This window comes from Streptomyces sp. NPDC050997, assembly GCF_040660135.1.
Taxonomy (GTDB): domain Bacteria; phylum Actinomycetota; class Actinomycetes; order Streptomycetales; family Streptomycetaceae; genus Streptomyces.
This window is the reverse complement of sequence record NZ_JBFAGK010000037.1, coordinates 16,838-34,428: the sequence shown is the minus strand read 5'-3', so window position 1 is coordinate 34,428 and position 17,591 is coordinate 16,838. Positions and strand designations below refer to the sequence as shown.

The following is a 17,591-nucleotide window of genomic DNA, read 5'->3' as shown; positions in this document are numbered from 1 at the left end:
GGAGCTTCCCGATGTTCGACTCCGTGCGCGACGATCTGCGCGCCACCCTCGACGAGATCCGCGCCGCCGGTCTGCACAAGCCCGAGCGCGTCATCGACACCCCGCAGTCCGCGACCGTCGGCGTGTCCGGGGGCGGCCGACCCGGCGAGGTCCTCAACTTCTGCGCCAACAACTACCTCGGCCTCGCCGACCACCCCGAGGTGATCGCCGCCGCCCACGCGGCCCTGGACCGCTGGGGCTACGGCATGGCCTCCGTACGGTTCATCTGCGGTACGCAGGAGGTGCACAAGGAACTGGAGGCCCGCCTGGCGTCCTTCCTCGGGCAGGAGGACACGATCCTGTACTCCTCCTGCTTCGACGCCAACGGCGGCGTGTTCGAGACGCTGTTGGGTCCTGAGGACGCGGTCGTCTCCGACGCGTTGAACCACGCGTCGATCATCGACGGCATCCGTCTGTCCAAGGCCCGCCGTTTCCGTTACGCCAACCGCGATCTCGCGGACCTGGAGCGGCAGTTGAAGGAGGCGCAGTCCGCTCGGCGCCGGCTGATCGTCACCGACGGCGTCTTCTCGATGGACGGCTATGTGGCCCCGCTCCGCGAGATCTGCGACCTCGCCGACCGCTACGACGCGATGGTCATGGTCGACGACTCCCATGCCGTCGGTTTCGTCGGCCCCGGCGGGCGTGGCACTCCCGAACTGCACGGGGTGATGGACCGTGTCGACATCATCACCGGCACCCTCGGCAAGGCGCTCGGCGGAGCCTCCGGCGGGTACGTCGCCGCCCGCGCAGAGATCGTCGCGCTGCTGCGCCAGCGCTCTCGGCCGTACCTCTTCTCGAACACCCTGGCCCCGGTGATCGCCGCGGCCTCCCTGAAGGTGCTCGACCTGCTGGAGTCGGCGGACGACCTGCGCGTGCGGCTCGCCGAGAACACCGCGCTGTTCCGCCGCCGGATGGCCGAGGAGGGCTTCGACGTGCTGCCCGGCGACCACGCGATCGCACCCGTGATGATCGGGGACGCGGCGCGGGCCGGACGCCTGGCGGAGCTGCTGCTGGAGCGCGGTGTGTACGTGATCGGCTTCTCCTACCCGGTCGTACCGCACGGGCAGGCCCGCATTCGCGTGCAGTTGTCCGCCGCGCACTCCACGCGGGACGTGAACCGAGCGGTCGACGCGTTCGTGGCGGCGCGGGCGGAGCTGACGGGGGAGCAGGCGGGGGAGAGCGACGGGGAGAGCTGACCGGCGTCGACCGGCCGGACATATTGCGATAATCGTTCGCATGATCGAAGCGCGGCGGCTCCACATCCTTCGTGCGGTGGCCGACCACCGCACGGTGACGGCGGCTGCCGCCGCGCTGTACCTCACCCCGTCGGCGGTCTCGCAGCAGCTGGCGGCCCTGGAGCAGGAGACGGGCCACCGGCTGGTCGAGCGCGGCGCCAAGGGTGTACGGCTGACTCCGCCCGGCGAGATCCTGCTCAGCCACACCCATGCCGTCCTCGCCCAGCTGGAGCGGGCCGAGGCCGAGCTCGCGGCCTACGGCTCGGGTGAGGCCGGCACCGTCACGGTCGCCTCGTTCGCCACCGGCATCGCCCTGGTGGTCGCCCCCGCGCTGGCCCGCCTCGCCGCGACCGCGCCCGGCATCCGTATCCGCGTCCAGGACGCCGAGGGCGACGCCAGCCTGCCGATGGTTCTCGACCGGCAGGTCGATGTCGCCGTCGCGGTCGAGTACCGCGGGGCGCCGCCCGCCGACGACCCCCGCCTGGTCCATGTCCCGCTGTACGCCGAGCCCTTCGACGCCGTCGTCCCGGTCGGCCACCGTCTCGCCGACGCCGAGGAGGTACCCCTCGCCGAACTGGCGAAGGACCCCTGGATCGGCCCCTACCCGGGCAACCCCTGTCACGACGTCGTGGTCCTCGCCTGTGAGAGCGCGGGCTTCCAGCCCCGTCTCGAACACTCCTCGGACGACTTCCGCGCGGTGGTGGCCCTGGCGTCGGCGGACGCGGGCGTCGCCCTCGTCCCCCGCTCCGCGCTGCGCGGCACGGACCTCACGGGCGTGGTGGTACGCCCCGTCGACGGAGTCGCGCCCACCCGCCGGGTGTTCGCGGCGGTACGACAGGGAGCGGAGGGGCATCCGCTGATCCGTCCCGTGCTGGACGCGCTGGCGGACGTGGCTCCGATGTAACCGGCCCGTTTGTAACCTGGTCGTTTCATTTTCGGGATAGCGTCCCTGATATGAAACAAGACGTCGTGGGGAACGGCCCGATCGTGAACCCGGCCGCAGACGCTGCCGCAGACCCGGTCGACACCCGGCTCGGCGCCCGCCTCGCCGAGCTGCGGGCCGAACGCGGCTGGACGCTGGGGGAGTTGGCGGAGCGCAGCGGAGTGAGCCGGTCGACCCTGTCACGGGCCGAGCGGGCGGAGATCAGCCCCACCGCCTCGCTCCTGAACCGGCTGTGCCATGTGTACGGCCGGACCATGTCCCAGCTGCTCAGCGAGGTCGAGGCGGAGCCGGCGCTGCTGGTGCGGGCCGCCGAGCAACCGCTGTGGGAGGACCGGGCCTCCGGGTTCGTACGACGGTCCGTGTCCCCACCGCACTCCGGGCTGCGCGGCGAACTCGTGGAGGGACGGCTAGCCGCGGGCGCCGACATCGGCTACGACCGCCCGCCCGTACCCGGCCTCGAACAGCACATCTGGGTGCTGTCCGGCGAGCTGGACGTGACCACGCGGGACGTCGACCACCACCTCAACACGGGGGACTGCCTGCGGATGCGGGTCTGGGGCCCGACACGCTTCCGATGCGCCGGCCCGGACGAGGCGCGGTACGTGCTGGCGGTGGTGCTGCCGTGATCGTGACCCGGCTGGAGGTGGACCGGCCGAACACGCACCGACTGGACGCGGTCATAGACGAGTTGGCCGACCTGCTGGTCGACACCGTCGACGGCGGTGCCTCGATCGGATTCCTCGCCCCGCTCGACCGGGCGGCCGCCGTCGCCTGGTGGAAGGAGCGCGCCGCCGCGGCCGCCACCGGGCGACTCGCCGTGTGGACGGCACACGACGGGGACCGCGTCGTCGGCACGGTCACGCTGGCGTATCCGGACAAACCCAACAGCCGCTACCGCGCCGAGCTGGTCAAGCTGATGGTGCACCGGGACGCCCGCGGTCAGGGCCTGGGCCGCGCACTGCTGACCGTCGCCGAGCAGGCCGCGATCGAGGAGGGTGTCACCCTCCTCCACCTGGACACCGAGACCGACAGCCCGGCTGAGCGCCTGTACCGTTCGGCGGGCTGGACGAAGGCCGGCGTGATCCCCGACTACGCGGCGAACCCGTCCGGGGCGCTGCGGCCGACGACGCTCTACTACAAGCACGTCGGAGTTCGTCCCGAAGCCTTGGCGACCGTTCTCACCAGGTGATTGTCGGTGGGAGCCGCTACGGTGCCTGTCATGCCGGATGCCGAAGACGTACGACGGATCGCCCTGTCCCTGCCGGACACGACGGAGAAGGTCGCTTGGAACATGCCCACGTTCCGGGTCGCGGGGAAGATGTTCGTCACGCTGCCCGAGGACGAGACCTCCCTCGCGGTGCGCTGCCCCAAGGAGGAGCGCGACGAACTGGTCCTGGCGGAGCCGGAGAAGTTCTGGATTGCCGATCACGAGGCGCAGTTCGCCTGGGTGCGGGCCCGCCTCTCGGCCCTGGACGAGGACGAGCTACGGGACATCCTCGCCGACTCCTGGCGCCAGGCGGCGCCCTCCCGACTCCTGGACGCCTACCCCGAGTTGGGGCTGCCGGCCGGGGGCTGAAGACTCCTCGGGCGTTGTCAGTGCCGCGTGGCATGCTCCGGGACGAGCGTGGTAGCCGGGGCGGAGGGGGCTTCGGCTACCACGGCCGTATCAAGCGGGATTCAGGTCAAGAGTGTCGCGGACAAACGGGTGCGCGACCACGGACCCGAGTGCGGTATTGTTTCCATGCACGCTCGACCAGGGGAAACCCCAGGTCAGACGGGCATCGGGACGTGGCGCAGCTTGGTAGCGCACTTGACTGGGGGTCAAGGGGTCGCAGGTTCAAATCCTGTCGTCCCGACTTGCGAAGTAGCAGGTCGGAGGTCATTTCCGGTTCATCGGAAGTGGCCTCTTCGTCGTTCTCGGGGCCAGATGGGGATCGAGCGCTATCGGGCGGTTGTATAACGCCCTTGACTCGGTCGAGGTGCGTCACCGGGGCGATCGTCAAAGGTTCTGACCTGCACGAACATTTCCCTTCCATGCCTGCGGGTTCGCCGAGTCGGCCCCACTCATGGGACGAAACGGGCGATTAGATGCGATATGTGCTTGATCTTGCCTTATGTGGTCTTTAGTGTTCGGCGGGAGGGAACGCTGTGAGGTCCTAGTCCCGTGCCACCGTCCGGAAGCGAGGTGTGGAGCGCATGCACGCGAGGTGCGGCTACCGGCCCGTTTCGGGTCAGAAGGGACGTCCCAGAGGGACGCGATGGCTGCGGGCGTTCGCCGTACTGCCGTTGCTGGCGTCGGCGCTGTCAGCTTGTGGCAGTGACGAGGGCTCCGGTACGCCCACCCTCAACTGGTACAACTTCCCCGACGACTCCGGTGCGCTCCAGAAGGCGGCCGACCGGTGCAGCAAGGCGTCGGGCGGCCGCTACAAGATCAGCTACAACAAGCTCCCGCGAGCCGCGGACGGCCAGCGCCAGCAGATGGTCCGCAGGCTCGCCGCCGAGGACGACTCGCTCGACATCCTGGGCCTGGACGTCACCTGGGCGGCGGAGTTCGCCGAGGCACGCTGGATCCGGGAGTGGACGGGGGCGGCGAAGCGGCGGGCCGTAGCGGGCACCCTGCGCGTACCTCTGCAGACCTCGATCTGGAAAGGCAAGCTGTACGCCGTTCCGTACAACACCAACACCCAGCTCATGTGGTACCGCAAGGACCTGGTGCCCACTCCACCCAGGACCTGGTCCGAGATGCTGGCCATGGCCGGCGCCCTCGCCCGGCAGGGCAAACCGCACTTCGTGGAGATCCAGGGCGCCCAGTACGAGGGCCTGACCGTCTGGTTCAACACGCTGATCAACAGCGCGGGCGGCTCCATCCTCAACGCGAGCGCGACCGAGCCTTCCCTCGGTGCTCCTGCCGTGCGGGCCGCCGGAGTCATGCGTGAGCTGGCGAACTCCCCGGCCGCGGACCCCTCCCTGCCCAACCAGATGGAGGACCAGAACCGCCTCGCCATGGAGTCGGGGACGGCGGCGTTCGAGCTCAACTACCCGTTCGTCTATCCGTCGATGAAGGCGAACAACCCCGCACTGTTCAAGAGCTTCCGCTGGGCTCCGTACCCCCGGGTCGACCCGAACCGCCCGGCGCGGCCCACCATCGGCGGCATCGATCTGGCCGTGAGCGCCTTCTCCCGCCACCCGGACCTGGCCTTCGAGGCGGCCCTGTGCCTGCGCAACCGGGAGAACCAGCTCACCGCGGCGATCGAGGGCGGTCTGCCGCCCACTCTGCGCGCCCTGTACGACGAGCCCGCCTTCATGAAGGCGTACCCCTTCTCCCGGGAGGTGCTGGCCGCCCTGCAGTCGGCGAGCGTGCGCCCGATCACTCCGGCCTACCAGAACGTGTCGATCGCGGTCTCCCACACGCTGTCTCCGCCGTCCGGGATCAAACCGGTGAGCTCGGTCAACACCATCAGGGACCAGATCGACGATGCCCTGCGATCCGAGGGTGTGATCCCGTGAACCACCACCTCCCGCACCACTTGGTCAGCCGGCGCCGCAGCGCGCGGGCCTCGTCCCCGGGCGGTCCGCGATGAGCACGCAGGCGCAACCGGCCGGAGCCCCTCCGCCCCCCGACGCGGAGACGGAACAGGCAGCGCCGGACCGGGCGGCGCTCTCGGCGGGCGCCAGGCAGGAGCGGCGGCTCGGCTGGCTGCTCTGCGCGCCCGCCGTCGTCGTCATGATCGCCGTGACCGCCTACCCCATCGGGTACGCCATCTATCTGTCCCTCCAGCGGTACGACCTTCGCTTCCCCGGACAGGCGAAGTTCGTGGGCCTGAGCAACTACGGGTCGGTGCTGTCCTCCCCGTTCTGGTGGGACGCCTTCTGGGTCACGCTGTTCATCACCGCCGTGTCCGTGGCGATCGAACTGGTCCTCGGCATGGCGCTAGCCCTGGTGATGCACCGCACGATCTTCTGGCGCGGCACCGTACGCACCTCGGTCCTCATTCCGTACGGCATCGTCACCGTCGTCGCCGCCTTCTCCTGGCAGTACGCCTGGACCCCGGAACTCGGATACCTCGCCGGGCTGCTGCCCAGCGGAGACGCCCCCCTGACCGAGCAATGGCCCGCCCTCTGGCTGATCATCCTCGCCGAGGTGTGGAAAACGACGCCGTTCATGGCGCTGCTCCTGCTCGCGGGCCTCGCGCTCGTCCCCGAGGAGACTCTGAAGGCGGCCATGGTGGACGGTGCCACTTCCTGGCAGCGCTTCACCAAGATCATGCTGCCGCTCATGAAACCGGCCGTCCTGGTGGCACTGCTCTTCCGCACACTGGACGCGTTCCGGATCTTCGACAACATCTACATCCTGACCGCCGGCGCCCAGGACACGGGCTCCCTGTCGATCCTCGGGTACGACAACCTGTTCACCGCGCTGAACCTGGGCATCGGGTCGGCGATCTCGGTCCTGATCTTCATCTGCGTCGCGATCATCGCCTTCGCCTTCGTCAAACTGTTCGGTGCCGCCGCACCCGGAGCGGAGGTGAAGCGCTGATGGCCGAGGTAGGAAAGACGCATGCCGCCCGCTGGGGCATCGTGAACGTGGTGGTGGTGTTGTACGCCCTGTTCCCGGTGTGGTGGATCGCCGCGCTGTCGTTCAAGGACCCCAGCACCCTCACGGACGGCGACTACATCCCCAGGGACTGGACCCTGGAGAACTACCGGGGCATCTTCGAGACATCCGAGTTCACCCGCGCACTGATCAACTCGATCGGTATCGCCCTGATCGCCACGGTGATCGCGGTGGCACTGGGCACCATGGCCGCCTACGCGGTGGCCAGGCTGCGCTTCCCCGGCAAGCGGGTGCTCATCGGGATGTCACTGCTGATCGCCATGTTCCCCCCGATTTCCCTGGTGTCACCGCTGTTCAACATCGAGCGGATCATCGGGATCTTCGACACCTGGGTCGGGCTGATCATCCCGTACATGACCTTCTCCCTGCCGCTCGCGATCTACACCCTGTCGGCCTTCTTCCGGGAGATCCCCTGGGATCTGGAGAAGGCCGCCAAGGTCGACGGGGCGACGCCCGCACAGGCCTTCCAAAGAGTCATCGTGCCGCTGGCCGCGCCGGGCGTGTTCACCACGGCCATTCTCGTGTTCATCTTCTGCTGGAACGACTTCCTGTTCGCGATCTCGCTGACGTCCACCGAGTCCGCGCGCACAGTGCCGGCCGCGATCGCGTTCTTCACCGGGAGCTCCCAGTTCCAGCAGCCCACGGGGTCGATCGCCGCCGCCGCTGTGGTCATCACCATCCCGATCATCGTTTTCGTCCTGTTCTTCCAGCGGCGGATCGTCGCCGGACTGACCTCCGGGGCAGTCAAGGGGTGAACGGGCCGACCGCGGCAGACAGGCCACCGGTCCGAGACACCGACCGCAGTGCTCGGACCCGGAAGGCATGAAGGCAAGGAGGCACCAGCCATGGCCGAGATCATCCTTGAGGGAGTCACCAAGCGCTTCCCCGACGGGGCACTCGCCGTGAAGGACGTGGACCTCGAGATCGCCGACGGCGAGTTCGTGATCCTGGTAGGTCCGTCGGGATGCGGCAAGTCCACCACCCTGAACATGATCGCCGGACTCGAGGACATCACCGAGGGGACCCTGCGCATCGGAGACCGAGTCGTCAACGACCTGGCTCCCAAGCAACGCGACGTCGCCATGGTGTTCCAGAGCTACGCCCTGTACCCGCACATGAACGTGCGGGAGAACATGGGCTTCCCACTGCGCCTGGCCAAGGTGGACAAGGACATCATCAACGCCAAGGTGACGGAAGCCGCCCGGATCCTTGACCTCACCGACCACCTGGAACGCAAGCCCGCCAACCTCTCGGGCGGTCAGCGCCAGCGGGTGGCCATGGGGCGGGCGATCGTCCGTGATCCCAAGGCGTTCCTGATGGACGAGCCGCTGTCCAACCTGGACGCCAAACTCCGGGTACAGATGCGTACTCAGATCTCCCGGCTGCAGCGGCGCCTCGGCACGACCACCGTGTACGTCACCCACGACCAGACCGAGGCGATGACGCTCGGCGACCGCGTCGTCGTCATGAGACAGGGCCTGGTCCAGCAGATCGGCACACCCGCCGAGCTGTACGACTTCCCGCGCAACATCTTCGTCGCCGGCTTCATCGGCTCCCCGGCGATGAACTTCCTCAACGCCACCCTGGAGAACGGTGCCCTGCGCTCGCCCCTGGGCGACCTGCCCCTCGAGGACCGTACGAGGCAGTCGCTGCAACGGCAGAACGCACCCCGCGAGGTCATCCTCGGGCTGCGACCGGAGGCATTCGAGGACGCGGCCCTGTCGCACGACCGGGGGCGGACGGGCCCGGTCTTCACCGCCACCGTGGAGGTACTGGAGTCGCTGGGCTCCGATGTGTATGTCTACTTCACCGCGGAGGGCGGGCCCGCGACGACCACCGAACTGGAGGAGCTCGCCAAGGACTCGGGCATGCGCGACACCGGCGCCGACACCCATCAGATCGTGGCCCGCCTGGACGCCGCCACGCGTGCCCGTGAGGGCGAACCGGTAGAGCTGCAGGTCGACATGGCCAAGGCTCACGTGTTCGACCCGGCGACCGGAGCGAACCTTACGCATCCCGTGAGGATGGAATGACGATGCACCGCACAGCGCGCGATCCGCATCCATGTACCCGGCGACTCAAGAAGCGGCTGGTCCTTGTCGACTGCGCAGGCGTCCCGGAACTGGTGTGTTCCCTGTAGAGATGGCCTCTGTCGTCTCGACGGTGCGAAGGGCCTTCGCAGGCGAGAGCCTGCGGGGCCCTTTTCAGTGGCCGTCGCCGGTCACGAGGTCGGCGCGCTGCGGCCAGTTGAGCCCACCGTCGGACGAGAGGGCGAGGCTGGGCGGCGCGCGCGGGGCACGCCAGAACGCGGTCGAGGGAGCCTGCCGTACCGCCGTGGTCGCCGAGCCGCCCGGGGCCTTGCCGTCGGCGAGTCCGCCCGTGTCGTCGATCTCGTCGTAGAGGGAGACACGGCGGGCGGTCGCGTCGGCGGCGCTGCTGTGGTTGTAGACGAGGGCCAGGCGGCTGTCGGCCAACGGGACGAATTGCGGTTCAGCGCGAGCGTGAGGGTGCCGGGGCCGGTGGGGCCGGCGCAGGCGGCCAGCGGGGAGAGAGCGAGACCGTGCCGCCCGCGGCGCCCCAGCGCAGCAGGGTGCGACGGCTGGGCGTCTCACTCGAAGGAGTTCGGGTCATCGTCGACCTCTCGGGGTTTCTGTACGGCGACCGGCTCGGGACGGGGGCCCGGTCCCGCAGGACTCCGTCGGTTTCTGTCGCGCCGGAAACCGTTCCACTGTTGCGCGAACCACGCAAGAAGTATCGCGCAGATCGCGCAGACTGTGTCATCATCGAGCGACGAGGCCGCCTCGCGTGCCTCTCTTCGACTACCGGTCCAGGAGGATGAAGTGCCTTTCCCCTCCCCCTCCCCTTCCGCGTTCCGCGACGAGCGGGGACCGCGACGTGTCCTCGCCCTCGCCGACGACCTGTCCGGGGCGGCGGAGACCGCGGTGGCGCTCGGTGTGCCGGGCCGGATCGTGCTCGGTCCCGCCTCCTTGGACCCGCAGCCCGACGGCGAGGCCGTCGTGGTCGACCTCGACTGCCGGTGCCTGCCCGCGGCCGACGCGGCCCGGCGCGTACGCGAGGCCCTGCGGGCGGTGCCCTCGGACGTTCTGGTGCTGAAGAAGGTCGACTCGCTCCTGCGGGGCAACCTCGCCGCAGAGGCGGCCGCCTGTGCCGACGGCGCCGAGGGCGTCGTGGTCGCCACCGCGCTGCCCGTCATCGGCCGCACGGTCCGCGGCGGTGTCGTCCATCTCGACGGCGTCCCCCTGCACACCACGGACGCCTGGCGCGCGGAGGGCGCCGCGCCCCCGCCGTCGGTCTCCGCCGCGCTCGGGGACCGCCGTACGACGCTCGTTCCGCTGGAGGCGGTACGGGGCGACGCGTTGATCGCCGCACTGCGCGCGGCGATCGCCCTCGGACACCTTCCGGTGTGCGACGCCGAGACGGATGCTGACCTGGACCTGATCGCCGGGGCGGCGCTCGCGTGCGGGCCTGGCGTCCGGCTGATGGGCACGAGCGGCCTCGCCGCGTCGGTCGGCCGCCTGCTGAGGAGTGCCGAGCGGATGCCGGCACCGACCACGGCGGGACACCGGGCTCCGGCTCAGGCCGGGCGGCGCCGGCAACGGCCCCTCCTGGTCGTCGTCGGCACCGCGGATCCCTCCGTGCCTGCGCAGATCGCGCAACTCACGGAACTCGGGGCACGCCATGTACAGGTGCACCCCGACACCCTGAACCCCGACGTTCTGTCACCCCCCGGCGTACCGGATCCGCTTGACGACGCGTCGGACGGTGTCACCGTCCTCAGTATCGACAGCGGCCCGGGCATCCGGCCCGGTTCGGCGGGCCGTCTGGTGACCGGACTCGCCCGCCTCGCCGCCGACCGCGCGGGCGACGCCGACCTCGTCCTGACGGGCGGTGAGACCGCCCGCCGCGTCCTCGACGCGCTGGGTGTTCCGCACCTGGCGCCGCTCGGCCAGATCCACCACGGCGCCGTCCACGCACTCACACCCGACGGACGCCATGTCGTCACCCGGCCCGGCAGCTTCGGCGACACCGATTCCCTGCTGCGGATCGCCACGGCGCTCCGGCCGGACCTTCCCCACCTCCCACCGCAAGGAGACCTCCCGGTGAACGTGACCCCGACCGCCGACAACCACCGCTCGCTGCCGCTCATCGCGGTGACCATGGGGGACGGCGCGGGCATCGGCCCCGAGGTGATCGTCCCGGCGCTCATGCACCCGGACACCCTCGCCCGCTGCCGTCCCGTCGTCATCGGAGATGCCGAACGGCTGCGGCAGGCCGCCGCGATCCAGGGCACCGACTGCGACATCGTCTCCGTGGCCACCCCGGGCGAGGCCGAGTTCCCGCCGGGCCGGGTCAACGTCGTGGACCTGGATCTGCTCCCCGCCGACCTGCCCTGGGGCGAACTGTCCGCCGCCGCCGGCGAGGCCGCCTACCAGTACGTACGGGTGGCCGCGGACCTCGCGATGAAGGGCGCCGTGCAAGGCATCTGCACCGCGCCGCTCAACAAGGAGGCCCTGCACTCCGCCGGGCACAACTACCCGGGCCACACCGAGCTGCTGGCCCACCTCACCGGTGTGGAGGAGGTGTCGATGATGCTGTCCACACCCAAGGTGAAGGTCATTCACGTCACCACCCACATCGGCCTGATCGACGCCGTACGGCGCATCGAGCCGGGCCTGGTCGAGCGCACGGTGCGCCGCGGTCACGAGGCGATGGTCCGGGCCGGCGTCGCGAATCCGGTCATCGGCGTCTGCGGCATCAACCCGCACGCGGGCGAGAACGGACTGTTCGGCTACGGCGAGGAGGAGGAGAAGATCGTCCCCGCTCTCGAGATACTGCGCGCGGACGGCATCGACGCCCGCGGTCCCCTCCCGGCGGACACGGCCTTCTTCCTCGCCGGGCGCGGCGACTACGACCTGATCGTCGCGATGTACCACGACCAGGGGCACGGCCCGGTGAAGGTGCTGGGCATCGAGGCGGGCGTCAACCTGACCGTGGGACTGCCCGTCATCCGCACCTCGGTGGACCACGGAACGGCTTTCGACATCGCGGGCAAGGGCGTGGCCGAGGCCGGTAGCATGGTCGAGGCCTTGCGCCAGGCAGCCGAGATGTCGTCCGTACAGGTCCGCTGAGACCGCCGCTTCGCAGTCCGCGCAGAAAAGGACTCCACGACAGATGTCTCCCATCGGATCCAAGGCCCGGCGTGAACGCATCCTGCACGTGGCCACCACGACCGGTCTCACCAGCGTCGAGGAGCTGTCGCAGCGCTTCGGCGTCACGGCCTCCACGATCCGCCGGGACCTCGCCAGGCTGACCGCCGACGGCCGCCTGGCCCGAACCTACGGCGGCGCCATGGCGCTGACCGCCCACCCCGAGGCGTCGCTCAGGCAGCGCACGGGCGAGGCGTTCGAGGCGAAGCGCGCCATCGCACGCCGGGCCGCCGCCGAGGTGCGTGCTGGTGAAACCGTGCTGCTGGACGCCGGATCGACCGTGGGCGCCCTCGCCCACGAACTGCGCTCGGCGAAGGAACTGACGGTCGCGACCACAGGGCTGACGGCCCTGCAGGAACTCTCCGACGTCGAGACGGTGCACGTCGAGTGTCTCGGCGGCACTCTGCGGCCCCTGAGTCAGGGCTTCGTCGGTCCGCTGACCGAGGCCGCACTGGAACGGATGACCTTCGACCGGGTCTTCCTCGGCACCGACGGTATCTCGCCCGAGCACGGCATCTGCGAGGCCGACCTGCGCCAGACGCGGCTGAAGGAACTGATGGCCCGCCGCGCCGACCATGTGTACGTCCTCGCGCACGCGGCGAAACTCGGCCGCCGCCCCTTCCACGCCTGGGCCAAGCTCCCGGCCGACTGGACCCTCGTCACCGACGACGGCGCCGACCCGTCGATCGTGGACGAATTGCGCGGGCGCGGCGTCGAGGTGGTCCTGACCGAGGTGGTCCTGACCGAGGTGGCGCATTCCACCGAGCCGGAGCACACGGCGTGAGCCTGTGCCGCACCCGGTTGTGTCATGACTGAGGAGCGGCGCGCCCTGGTCACCGGGATCAGCCGCCGCCGTCCGGTGCCCGCGCCGGGGCTGACCTGGCTTCGGGCGGATCTGGCCGAGCCCACCGCGCTGGTCCGGATCCTCGACGGCGTACCCGACCCCGACGCGGTCGTGCATGCGGCCGGGCTCCAGCGTTCGGCACCACTGGGCGAACTGTCCGCCGACGACGGCGAGTTGATGTGGCGGGTGCACGTCCAGGCCGCCACGGTCCTCGTCGACACGCTCGCCGACCGGCTGCCCGACGGGGCCCGCGCTGCCCGCGCTCGCGCGCTCCTGGGCCGCCGAGCCGGCCGGCCGCGGCATCACCGTCAACGTGATCGCGCCGGGCCCGACGGACACGCCGATGCTGTCCGACCCTGGCCGTGCCCGCACGCCTCCGGCGCATCCGCCCCTCGGCCGGTTCGTCTCCCCCGACGAGGTCGCCGGCCTGACCGCGTTCCTCCTCGGTCCGGACGGCGGCACGATCACCGGCCAGCAGCTCGTCCAGTGCGCGGGGGCTTCACTGTGACGGCCTGATGCGTCGAGCCGGCCGTCAGGCATCACGGCTGGCCGTCAGGCATCACGGCCCGGTGCGGAACGCGGCGAGGCGGCTCGGGTCGTCCCAAGCCTGGCCCCTGCCGTCGGGACGGGGCGCGCCGATGCCCCGCCCTTCGAAGGACGGCGGGCCTCAGAGCACGCAGCCCACATGCGCCAGCGCCTGCTTGAGCAGGACCCCGTGGCCGCCCGGCATCTCGCTCTGCACCGCAGGGGACAGGGCCTCCTGCGGGCTGAACCAGACCAGGTCCAGGGCGTCCTGCCGGGGGCGGCAGTCGCCGGTGACCGGGACCACGTAGGCGAGCGACACCGCGTGCTGGCGCGGGTCGTGGTACGGCGTGACGCCGTGGGTCGGGAAGTACTCGGCCACGGTGAAGGGCTGCAGGGAGGCCGGCACATGCGGGAGGGCGACCGGGCCGAGGTCCTTCTCCAGGTGGCGCAGCAGGGCGTCCCGGACGCGCTCGTGGTGCATCACCCGACCGGACACCAGGGTCCGGCTGACCGTCCCGTCCGGACCGATGCGGAGCAGCACTCCGATGCTGGTGACTTCGCCGCTGTCGTCGACGCGCACGGGCACGGCCTCGACGTACAGGATCGGCATGCGGGCGCGCGTCATTTCGAGCTCGTCGGAGCTCAGCCAACCGGGCGTGGTATCGGTCATGTCAGACATTGCTTGATCATACTTTCAGGAGGTGGCGGGAAGGCGGTAGACCTGGTGAGCATTGTCCCCACCGGCCCAGGAGGCGATCCGCAGGGCGTCCGGCAGACTCAGCTCGTCGGCGTCCACCCGATCCTGGAGCAGACCGGCGAGGCCCTGCCGGAAGGCCAGCGCGCCGAGGTGGTAGAACTCGGCCACACCGTAGGCGTCGGAGCTGTACAGCAGTTTGCGGAATGGGGTGATCTCCAGCGCCTCCGCCAGGATCGCCCGGGCGCGGGCGGGGCCGACATGGTGCAGGGTGAGACCCACGTCGAGGTACACCTGCTCGAACACCGCCGACAGATAGGCCGCCTGCCGCTGGTAGGGCCAGCAGTGCAGCAGCAGCACGGGGATCGTGCCGGTGGTCAGGTGCAGCCAGTCCGTCAGGTGGGTGGGGTCCACCCGGTGCAGACGGATGTCGGCGTCGCCGAACCCGGTGTGCAGCTGGAGCGGCAGCCCCAGGTCCACGGCGGTCCACAGCAGATGCCGTACGAGAACCGGATCGGCCAGCCGGCCCCCGCCCGCGAGCCAGCGCCGGGCCGCCTCGGTGACGGCCGGGGCCGAGGGACGTACGGGATCCAGGTCGAAGCCGGTGCGGTAGGCGGCGACCGACTTCACCGCCACCACACCCGGCCGTCGCACGGCCCGCTCCGCCGCCGCGCGGAACGTCTCGGCGTACGCGTCCGGTTCGACTCCGTCGGCGGCCACGGTCTCGGCGACGCTCTCCAGCCGTACCACCTCGTACGCGGTGGCGTCGGCGGCCCGCGCCAGCAGCTGTGGCGTGCTGAGGGGGACCGGGGTGTAGCCGGTGTCCACGCAGAACACGCCGGTGCCCGCGGCGGCCAGGAAGCGCCGGTTCACCTCGGTGGCGCCGAGTTCGGCCCGGCGGGCGAGGTACACGTCGGCGGGGGAGTGGCGCGGCAGGTCGAGGAGGGGAGCACAGTGGCGGCGCACGGCCACCCCGACCGGACTGTCGAAGGGCGAGATCCCCGGCCAGGGCTCTCCCTCGGTGAGCAGCGACTCGAACGACGGACGGTCCAGGTCGTCCGTCACCACCCCGTGGCAGTGGTGGTCCACCAGCCGCACGGCGGCGAGCCTCTCGTGGACGGGCCCCGCGCTCACGTCAGTACTTCCATCGGTACGCCGCCGCCACCCGCTCGTCGTCCAGCCCGTGGACGGCGGCCATCTCCCCGAGCCGTACGGCGGTCACGGCGTCGGCGAGGACCGGGCCCAGCGCGTCCCGCAGCCGGGTGTTCTCGCGGAACTCCTCGACGGCCTCCTCCAGCGAGGTCGGCAGTCGGCGCACACCGCGGGCCGCCGCCTCCGCGGCGTCGAACCGGGCCGGGTCCCCGGTGATCTCCTCGGGCAGCGGGGCCGAGGACGTCACCCCGTCCAGGCCGACGGCGATCAGGCAGGTCAGTGCGAGATACGGGTTGGCGGCCAGGTCGACCGGCTTCACCTCCAGGTTCGCGGCCTCGTCGCGCACGCCCGACATCCCGGTGATCACCCGTACCGCCGCCTCCCGGGTCTCGCGGCCCCAGGCGGTGAACACCCCGGCCCACTGTGACGGCTTGAGCCGGAGGTAGCTCGCCGGGCTCGGCGCCGTCACGGCGGTGAGAGCGGGCAGATGGGCGAGAACTCCCGCCGTGAACGACTCGGCCTCCGCCGTCATGCCGTGCCGGCCCGAGCCCCCGGAGTGCAGGTTTACACCGTCACGCCAGGCGGAGAGGTGGATGTGGCCGCCGTTGCCGACACCCTGGGCGAAGACCGCCGGAGAGAAGGAGACGGCGAGGCCGTGACGGGCCGCCACCGCGCGGACGGTCTGCCGCACCAGCACGCTCCGGTCGGCCGCCGCCACCGGATCGAGCGCGCCCACGGACACCTCGAACTGCCCGGCCGCGTACTCGGGATGGAGCTGCTCGACCTCGACGCCCTGCGCGGCGAACGCGGCCAGCAGGTCGGCGGTGTAGTCGCTGAGCTCGACCTGCCGGGTGGCGCTGTACGCCGGTCCCGTCGTCGCCGGCACGAAGTCCCCGCCGGACGGCCCCTGGCCCACGGACCACTCGACCTCGATGCCCGCCCGGAAGGTGAGGCCGTGTTGTTCGGCCGCCTCCCGGACGATCCGGCGCAGGACGGTCCGGCCGCATCCCGGATGAGGCTCGCCCTCCTGGGTGATCCGGTCCACGGGCGCCCACGCCCAGCCCGGCTGCCCGACCAGCACCACCAGGTGGTCCAGGTCGGGATACAGCCGCAGATCGCCGTCCGGGGAACCGAGCACGTCCGTGGTGACGATCGAGTCGTTCGCCAGGAAGGTGTCGAACACCGGGGACATGCCGACACCCCAGGCCGCCGCGGCGGCGAGCCGGGCCGTCGGGACGGTCTTCACCCGGGTGACGCCCGCGGTGTCGACGTAGCCGAGGACGATCCCGTGCACGCCCCGCCCGGACAGCTCCCCGACGAGCGCCGCGGCCCGTTCGACGTCCCCGGGACGTCCGCCGGGGACGGGGTCGGCAAGCGTGGTCATAGGTCCTCCTCGACGAGCCCGGCCGGACCCGTGGCCGGGTCGGCGCCTGCGTCAGGGTTTCACGGCCACCGCGCCGAACTGCGGTACCACGACGGGGGAGTCGGGCTCGGCACGCCACCGCGAACACGACACCAGCCCCGGCTCCAGCAGCTCCAGGCCCTCGAAGTAGGCGGCGATGTCCGCGCGGCCGCGGGCGGTGATCGGCGGTGTGGCGTTCTCGTTCCAGAACTTCATCGCCGGGATCTGGCCCTCGCCGCCGAGGTCCGCGTCGAAGGTGGGGTGCGTGAGAGCCAGGTAGCTGCCGGCCGGCATCGCCGCCATCACCCGGCGGGCGATGTCCTGGGCCTTCTCGGCGTCCAGGACGAAGTTGAGGATGCCCAGCATCATCACCGCGACCGGCTTGTCGAAGTCCAGGGTCTTCGCGGCGCGTTCGAGGATGGCGTCCGGGTCGTGCACATCGGCGTCGATGTAGTCGGTGACGCCGCCGGCGGTGCTGGTGAGCAGGGTGCGGGCGTGGACCAGCACGATCGGGTCGTTGTCGACGTAGACGATCCGCGACTCCGGTGCGATCCGCTGCGCGATCTCGTGGGTGTTGTCGACCGTCGGCAGCCCGGTGCCGATGTCGAGGAACTGCCGTACGCCCCGCTCCTCGGCCAGGAACCGCACCGCGCGGCCCAGGAACCAGCGGTCGGCGCGGGCGATGTCCCGGATGATCGGGAACATTCCGGCGACCTGCTCGCCGACCTGCTGGTCGACCTCGTAGTTGTCCTTGCCGCCGATCCAGTAGTTCCAGACGCGCGCGTTGTGCGCCACACCGGTGTTCAGCCGCGCCGACGTGCCTGCGGGGGCCGACGTGCCTGCGGGGGTGTGGCTGTCGCTCACGTCTGTGCTCCTTCTCGCGCCTGCGGCCTTCGCCGCCATTGTGCCGTCCG

General features: G+C 70.8%; 17 protein-coding genes, 1 tRNA gene and 1 pseudogene. 14 read left to right on the top strand and 5 right to left on the bottom strand.

The genetic code is table 11. The features are described 5' to 3' along the window. Nucleotides 1-11: 11 nt before the first annotated feature. The 10 genes from AB0H86_RS42555 (at nucleotide 12) to ugpC (ending at nucleotide 8,865) form a co-directional block, all read left to right on the top strand. On the top strand, nucleotides 12-1,235 hold the full coding sequence (locus tag AB0H86_RS42555) for a glycine C-acetyltransferase (protein WP_362451441.1): 1,224 nt from the start codon (nucleotides 12-14) through the stop codon (nucleotides 1,233-1,235). Nucleotides 1,236-1,275: 40 nt separating this feature from the next. Next, a complete protein-coding gene (locus AB0H86_RS42550) occupies nucleotides 1,276-2,178 on the top strand; it encodes a LysR family transcriptional regulator (RefSeq protein ID WP_362451439.1) in 903 nt (300 codons plus the stop codon). Between the two features lie 50 nt (nucleotides 2,179-2,228). Next, nucleotides 2,229-2,843, top strand: coding sequence for an XRE family transcriptional regulator (locus tag AB0H86_RS42545; protein ID WP_362451437.1), 615 nt, complete (start codon nucleotides 2,229-2,231; stop codon nucleotides 2,841-2,843). Nucleotides 2,844-2,845: 2 nt separating this feature from the next. Beyond that, nucleotides 2,846-3,406, top strand: a complete 561-nt coding sequence (locus tag AB0H86_RS42540; protein ID WP_362451478.1) for a GNAT family N-acetyltransferase — start codon at nucleotides 2,846-2,848, stop codon at nucleotides 3,404-3,406. 30 nt (nucleotides 3,407-3,436) lie between these two features. After that, nucleotides 3,437-3,793, top strand: a complete 357-nt coding sequence (locus tag AB0H86_RS42535) for an MmcQ/YjbR family DNA-binding protein (protein WP_362451434.1) — start codon at nucleotides 3,437-3,439, stop codon at nucleotides 3,791-3,793. A 206-nt stretch (nucleotides 3,794-3,999) separates the two neighbouring features. Next, nucleotides 4,000-4,073: transfer RNA gene (locus AB0H86_RS42530), tRNA-Pro, on the top strand. Nucleotides 4,074-4,413: 340 nt separating this feature from the next. After that, entirely contained in the window at nucleotides 4,414-5,724 is a 1,311-nt protein-coding gene (locus AB0H86_RS42525; protein WP_362451432.1) for an ABC transporter substrate-binding protein, read from the top strand. 70 nt (nucleotides 5,725-5,794) lie between these two features. Beyond that, nucleotides 5,795-6,754, top strand: a complete 960-nt coding sequence (locus tag AB0H86_RS42520) for a sugar ABC transporter permease (RefSeq protein ID WP_362451430.1) — start codon at nucleotides 5,795-5,797, stop codon at nucleotides 6,752-6,754. Next, nucleotides 6,754-7,587 (top strand): carbohydrate ABC transporter permease, encoded by an 834-nt coding sequence (locus AB0H86_RS42515; protein ID WP_362451428.1) that lies wholly within the window; start codon nucleotides 6,754-6,756, stop codon nucleotides 7,585-7,587. The genes AB0H86_RS42520 and AB0H86_RS42515 overlap by 1 nt, the downstream gene beginning before the upstream one ends. 90 nt (nucleotides 7,588-7,677) lie before the next feature. Next, nucleotides 7,678-8,865 carry a sn-glycerol-3-phosphate ABC transporter ATP-binding protein UgpC gene (gene ugpC, locus AB0H86_RS42510; RefSeq protein ID WP_362451426.1) on the top strand — a complete coding sequence of 396 codons (1,188 nt, stop codon included), beginning with the start codon at nucleotides 7,678-7,680 and terminating at the stop codon, nucleotides 8,863-8,865. A 171-nt stretch (nucleotides 8,866-9,036) separates the two neighbouring features. Here the strand turns inward: ugpC and AB0H86_RS42505 are convergent, their stop codons facing one another. Next, nucleotides 9,037-9,306: a hypothetical protein gene (locus tag AB0H86_RS42505; protein ID WP_362451424.1), complete on the bottom strand. Its 270-nt coding sequence runs from the start codon at nucleotides 9,304-9,306 to the stop codon at nucleotides 9,037-9,039. A 366-nt stretch (nucleotides 9,307-9,672) separates the two neighbouring features. Between AB0H86_RS42505 and pdxA the strand changes: the two genes are divergently transcribed. From pdxA to AB0H86_RS42485, 4 genes and pseudogenes are all read left to right on the top strand, one after another. Further along, nucleotides 9,673-11,982, top strand: a complete 2,310-nt coding sequence (gene pdxA, locus AB0H86_RS42500) for a 4-hydroxythreonine-4-phosphate dehydrogenase PdxA (protein ID WP_362451422.1) — start codon at nucleotides 9,673-9,675, stop codon at nucleotides 11,980-11,982. A gap of 43 nt (nucleotides 11,983-12,025) precedes the next feature. After that, entirely contained in the window at nucleotides 12,026-12,844 is an 819-nt protein-coding gene (locus tag AB0H86_RS42495; protein ID WP_362451420.1) for a DeoR/GlpR family DNA-binding transcription regulator, read from the top strand. A 24-nt stretch (nucleotides 12,845-12,868) separates the two neighbouring features. Further along, nucleotides 12,869-13,075: pseudogene (locus AB0H86_RS42490) on the top strand (NAD-dependent epimerase/dehydratase family protein); the annotation flags it as partial. 82 nt (nucleotides 13,076-13,157) lie between these two features. After that, nucleotides 13,158-13,412: an SDR family oxidoreductase gene (locus AB0H86_RS42485; RefSeq protein ID WP_362451476.1), complete on the top strand. Its 255-nt coding sequence runs from the start codon at nucleotides 13,158-13,160 to the stop codon at nucleotides 13,410-13,412. Between the two features lie 159 nt (nucleotides 13,413-13,571). On the opposite strand, the gene AB0H86_RS42480 is transcribed toward AB0H86_RS42485, so the two are convergent. From AB0H86_RS42480 to AB0H86_RS42465, 4 genes are read right to left on the bottom strand one after another with little or no spacing between them, the layout of a single operon-like run. After that, complete coding sequence (locus AB0H86_RS42480) at nucleotides 13,572-14,099, bottom strand: NUDIX hydrolase family protein (protein WP_362451474.1); 528 nt, start codon at nucleotides 14,097-14,099, stop codon at nucleotides 13,572-13,574. Nucleotides 14,100-14,123: 24 nt separating this feature from the next. Then, a complete protein-coding gene (locus AB0H86_RS42475; RefSeq protein ID WP_362451418.1) occupies nucleotides 14,124-15,257 on the bottom strand; it encodes an amidohydrolase family protein in 1,134 nt (377 codons plus the stop codon). Between the two features lies 1 nt (nucleotide 15,258). Next, nucleotides 15,259-16,659: a glutamine synthetase family protein gene (locus AB0H86_RS42470; protein WP_362451415.1), complete on the bottom strand. Its 1,401-nt coding sequence runs from the start codon at nucleotides 16,657-16,659 to the stop codon at nucleotides 15,259-15,261. 51 nt (nucleotides 16,660-16,710) lie between these two features. Next, nucleotides 16,711-17,541, bottom strand: a complete 831-nt coding sequence (locus AB0H86_RS42465) for an SAM-dependent methyltransferase (protein WP_362451413.1) — start codon at nucleotides 17,539-17,541, stop codon at nucleotides 16,711-16,713. Nucleotides 17,542-17,591: the final 50 nt, after the last annotated feature.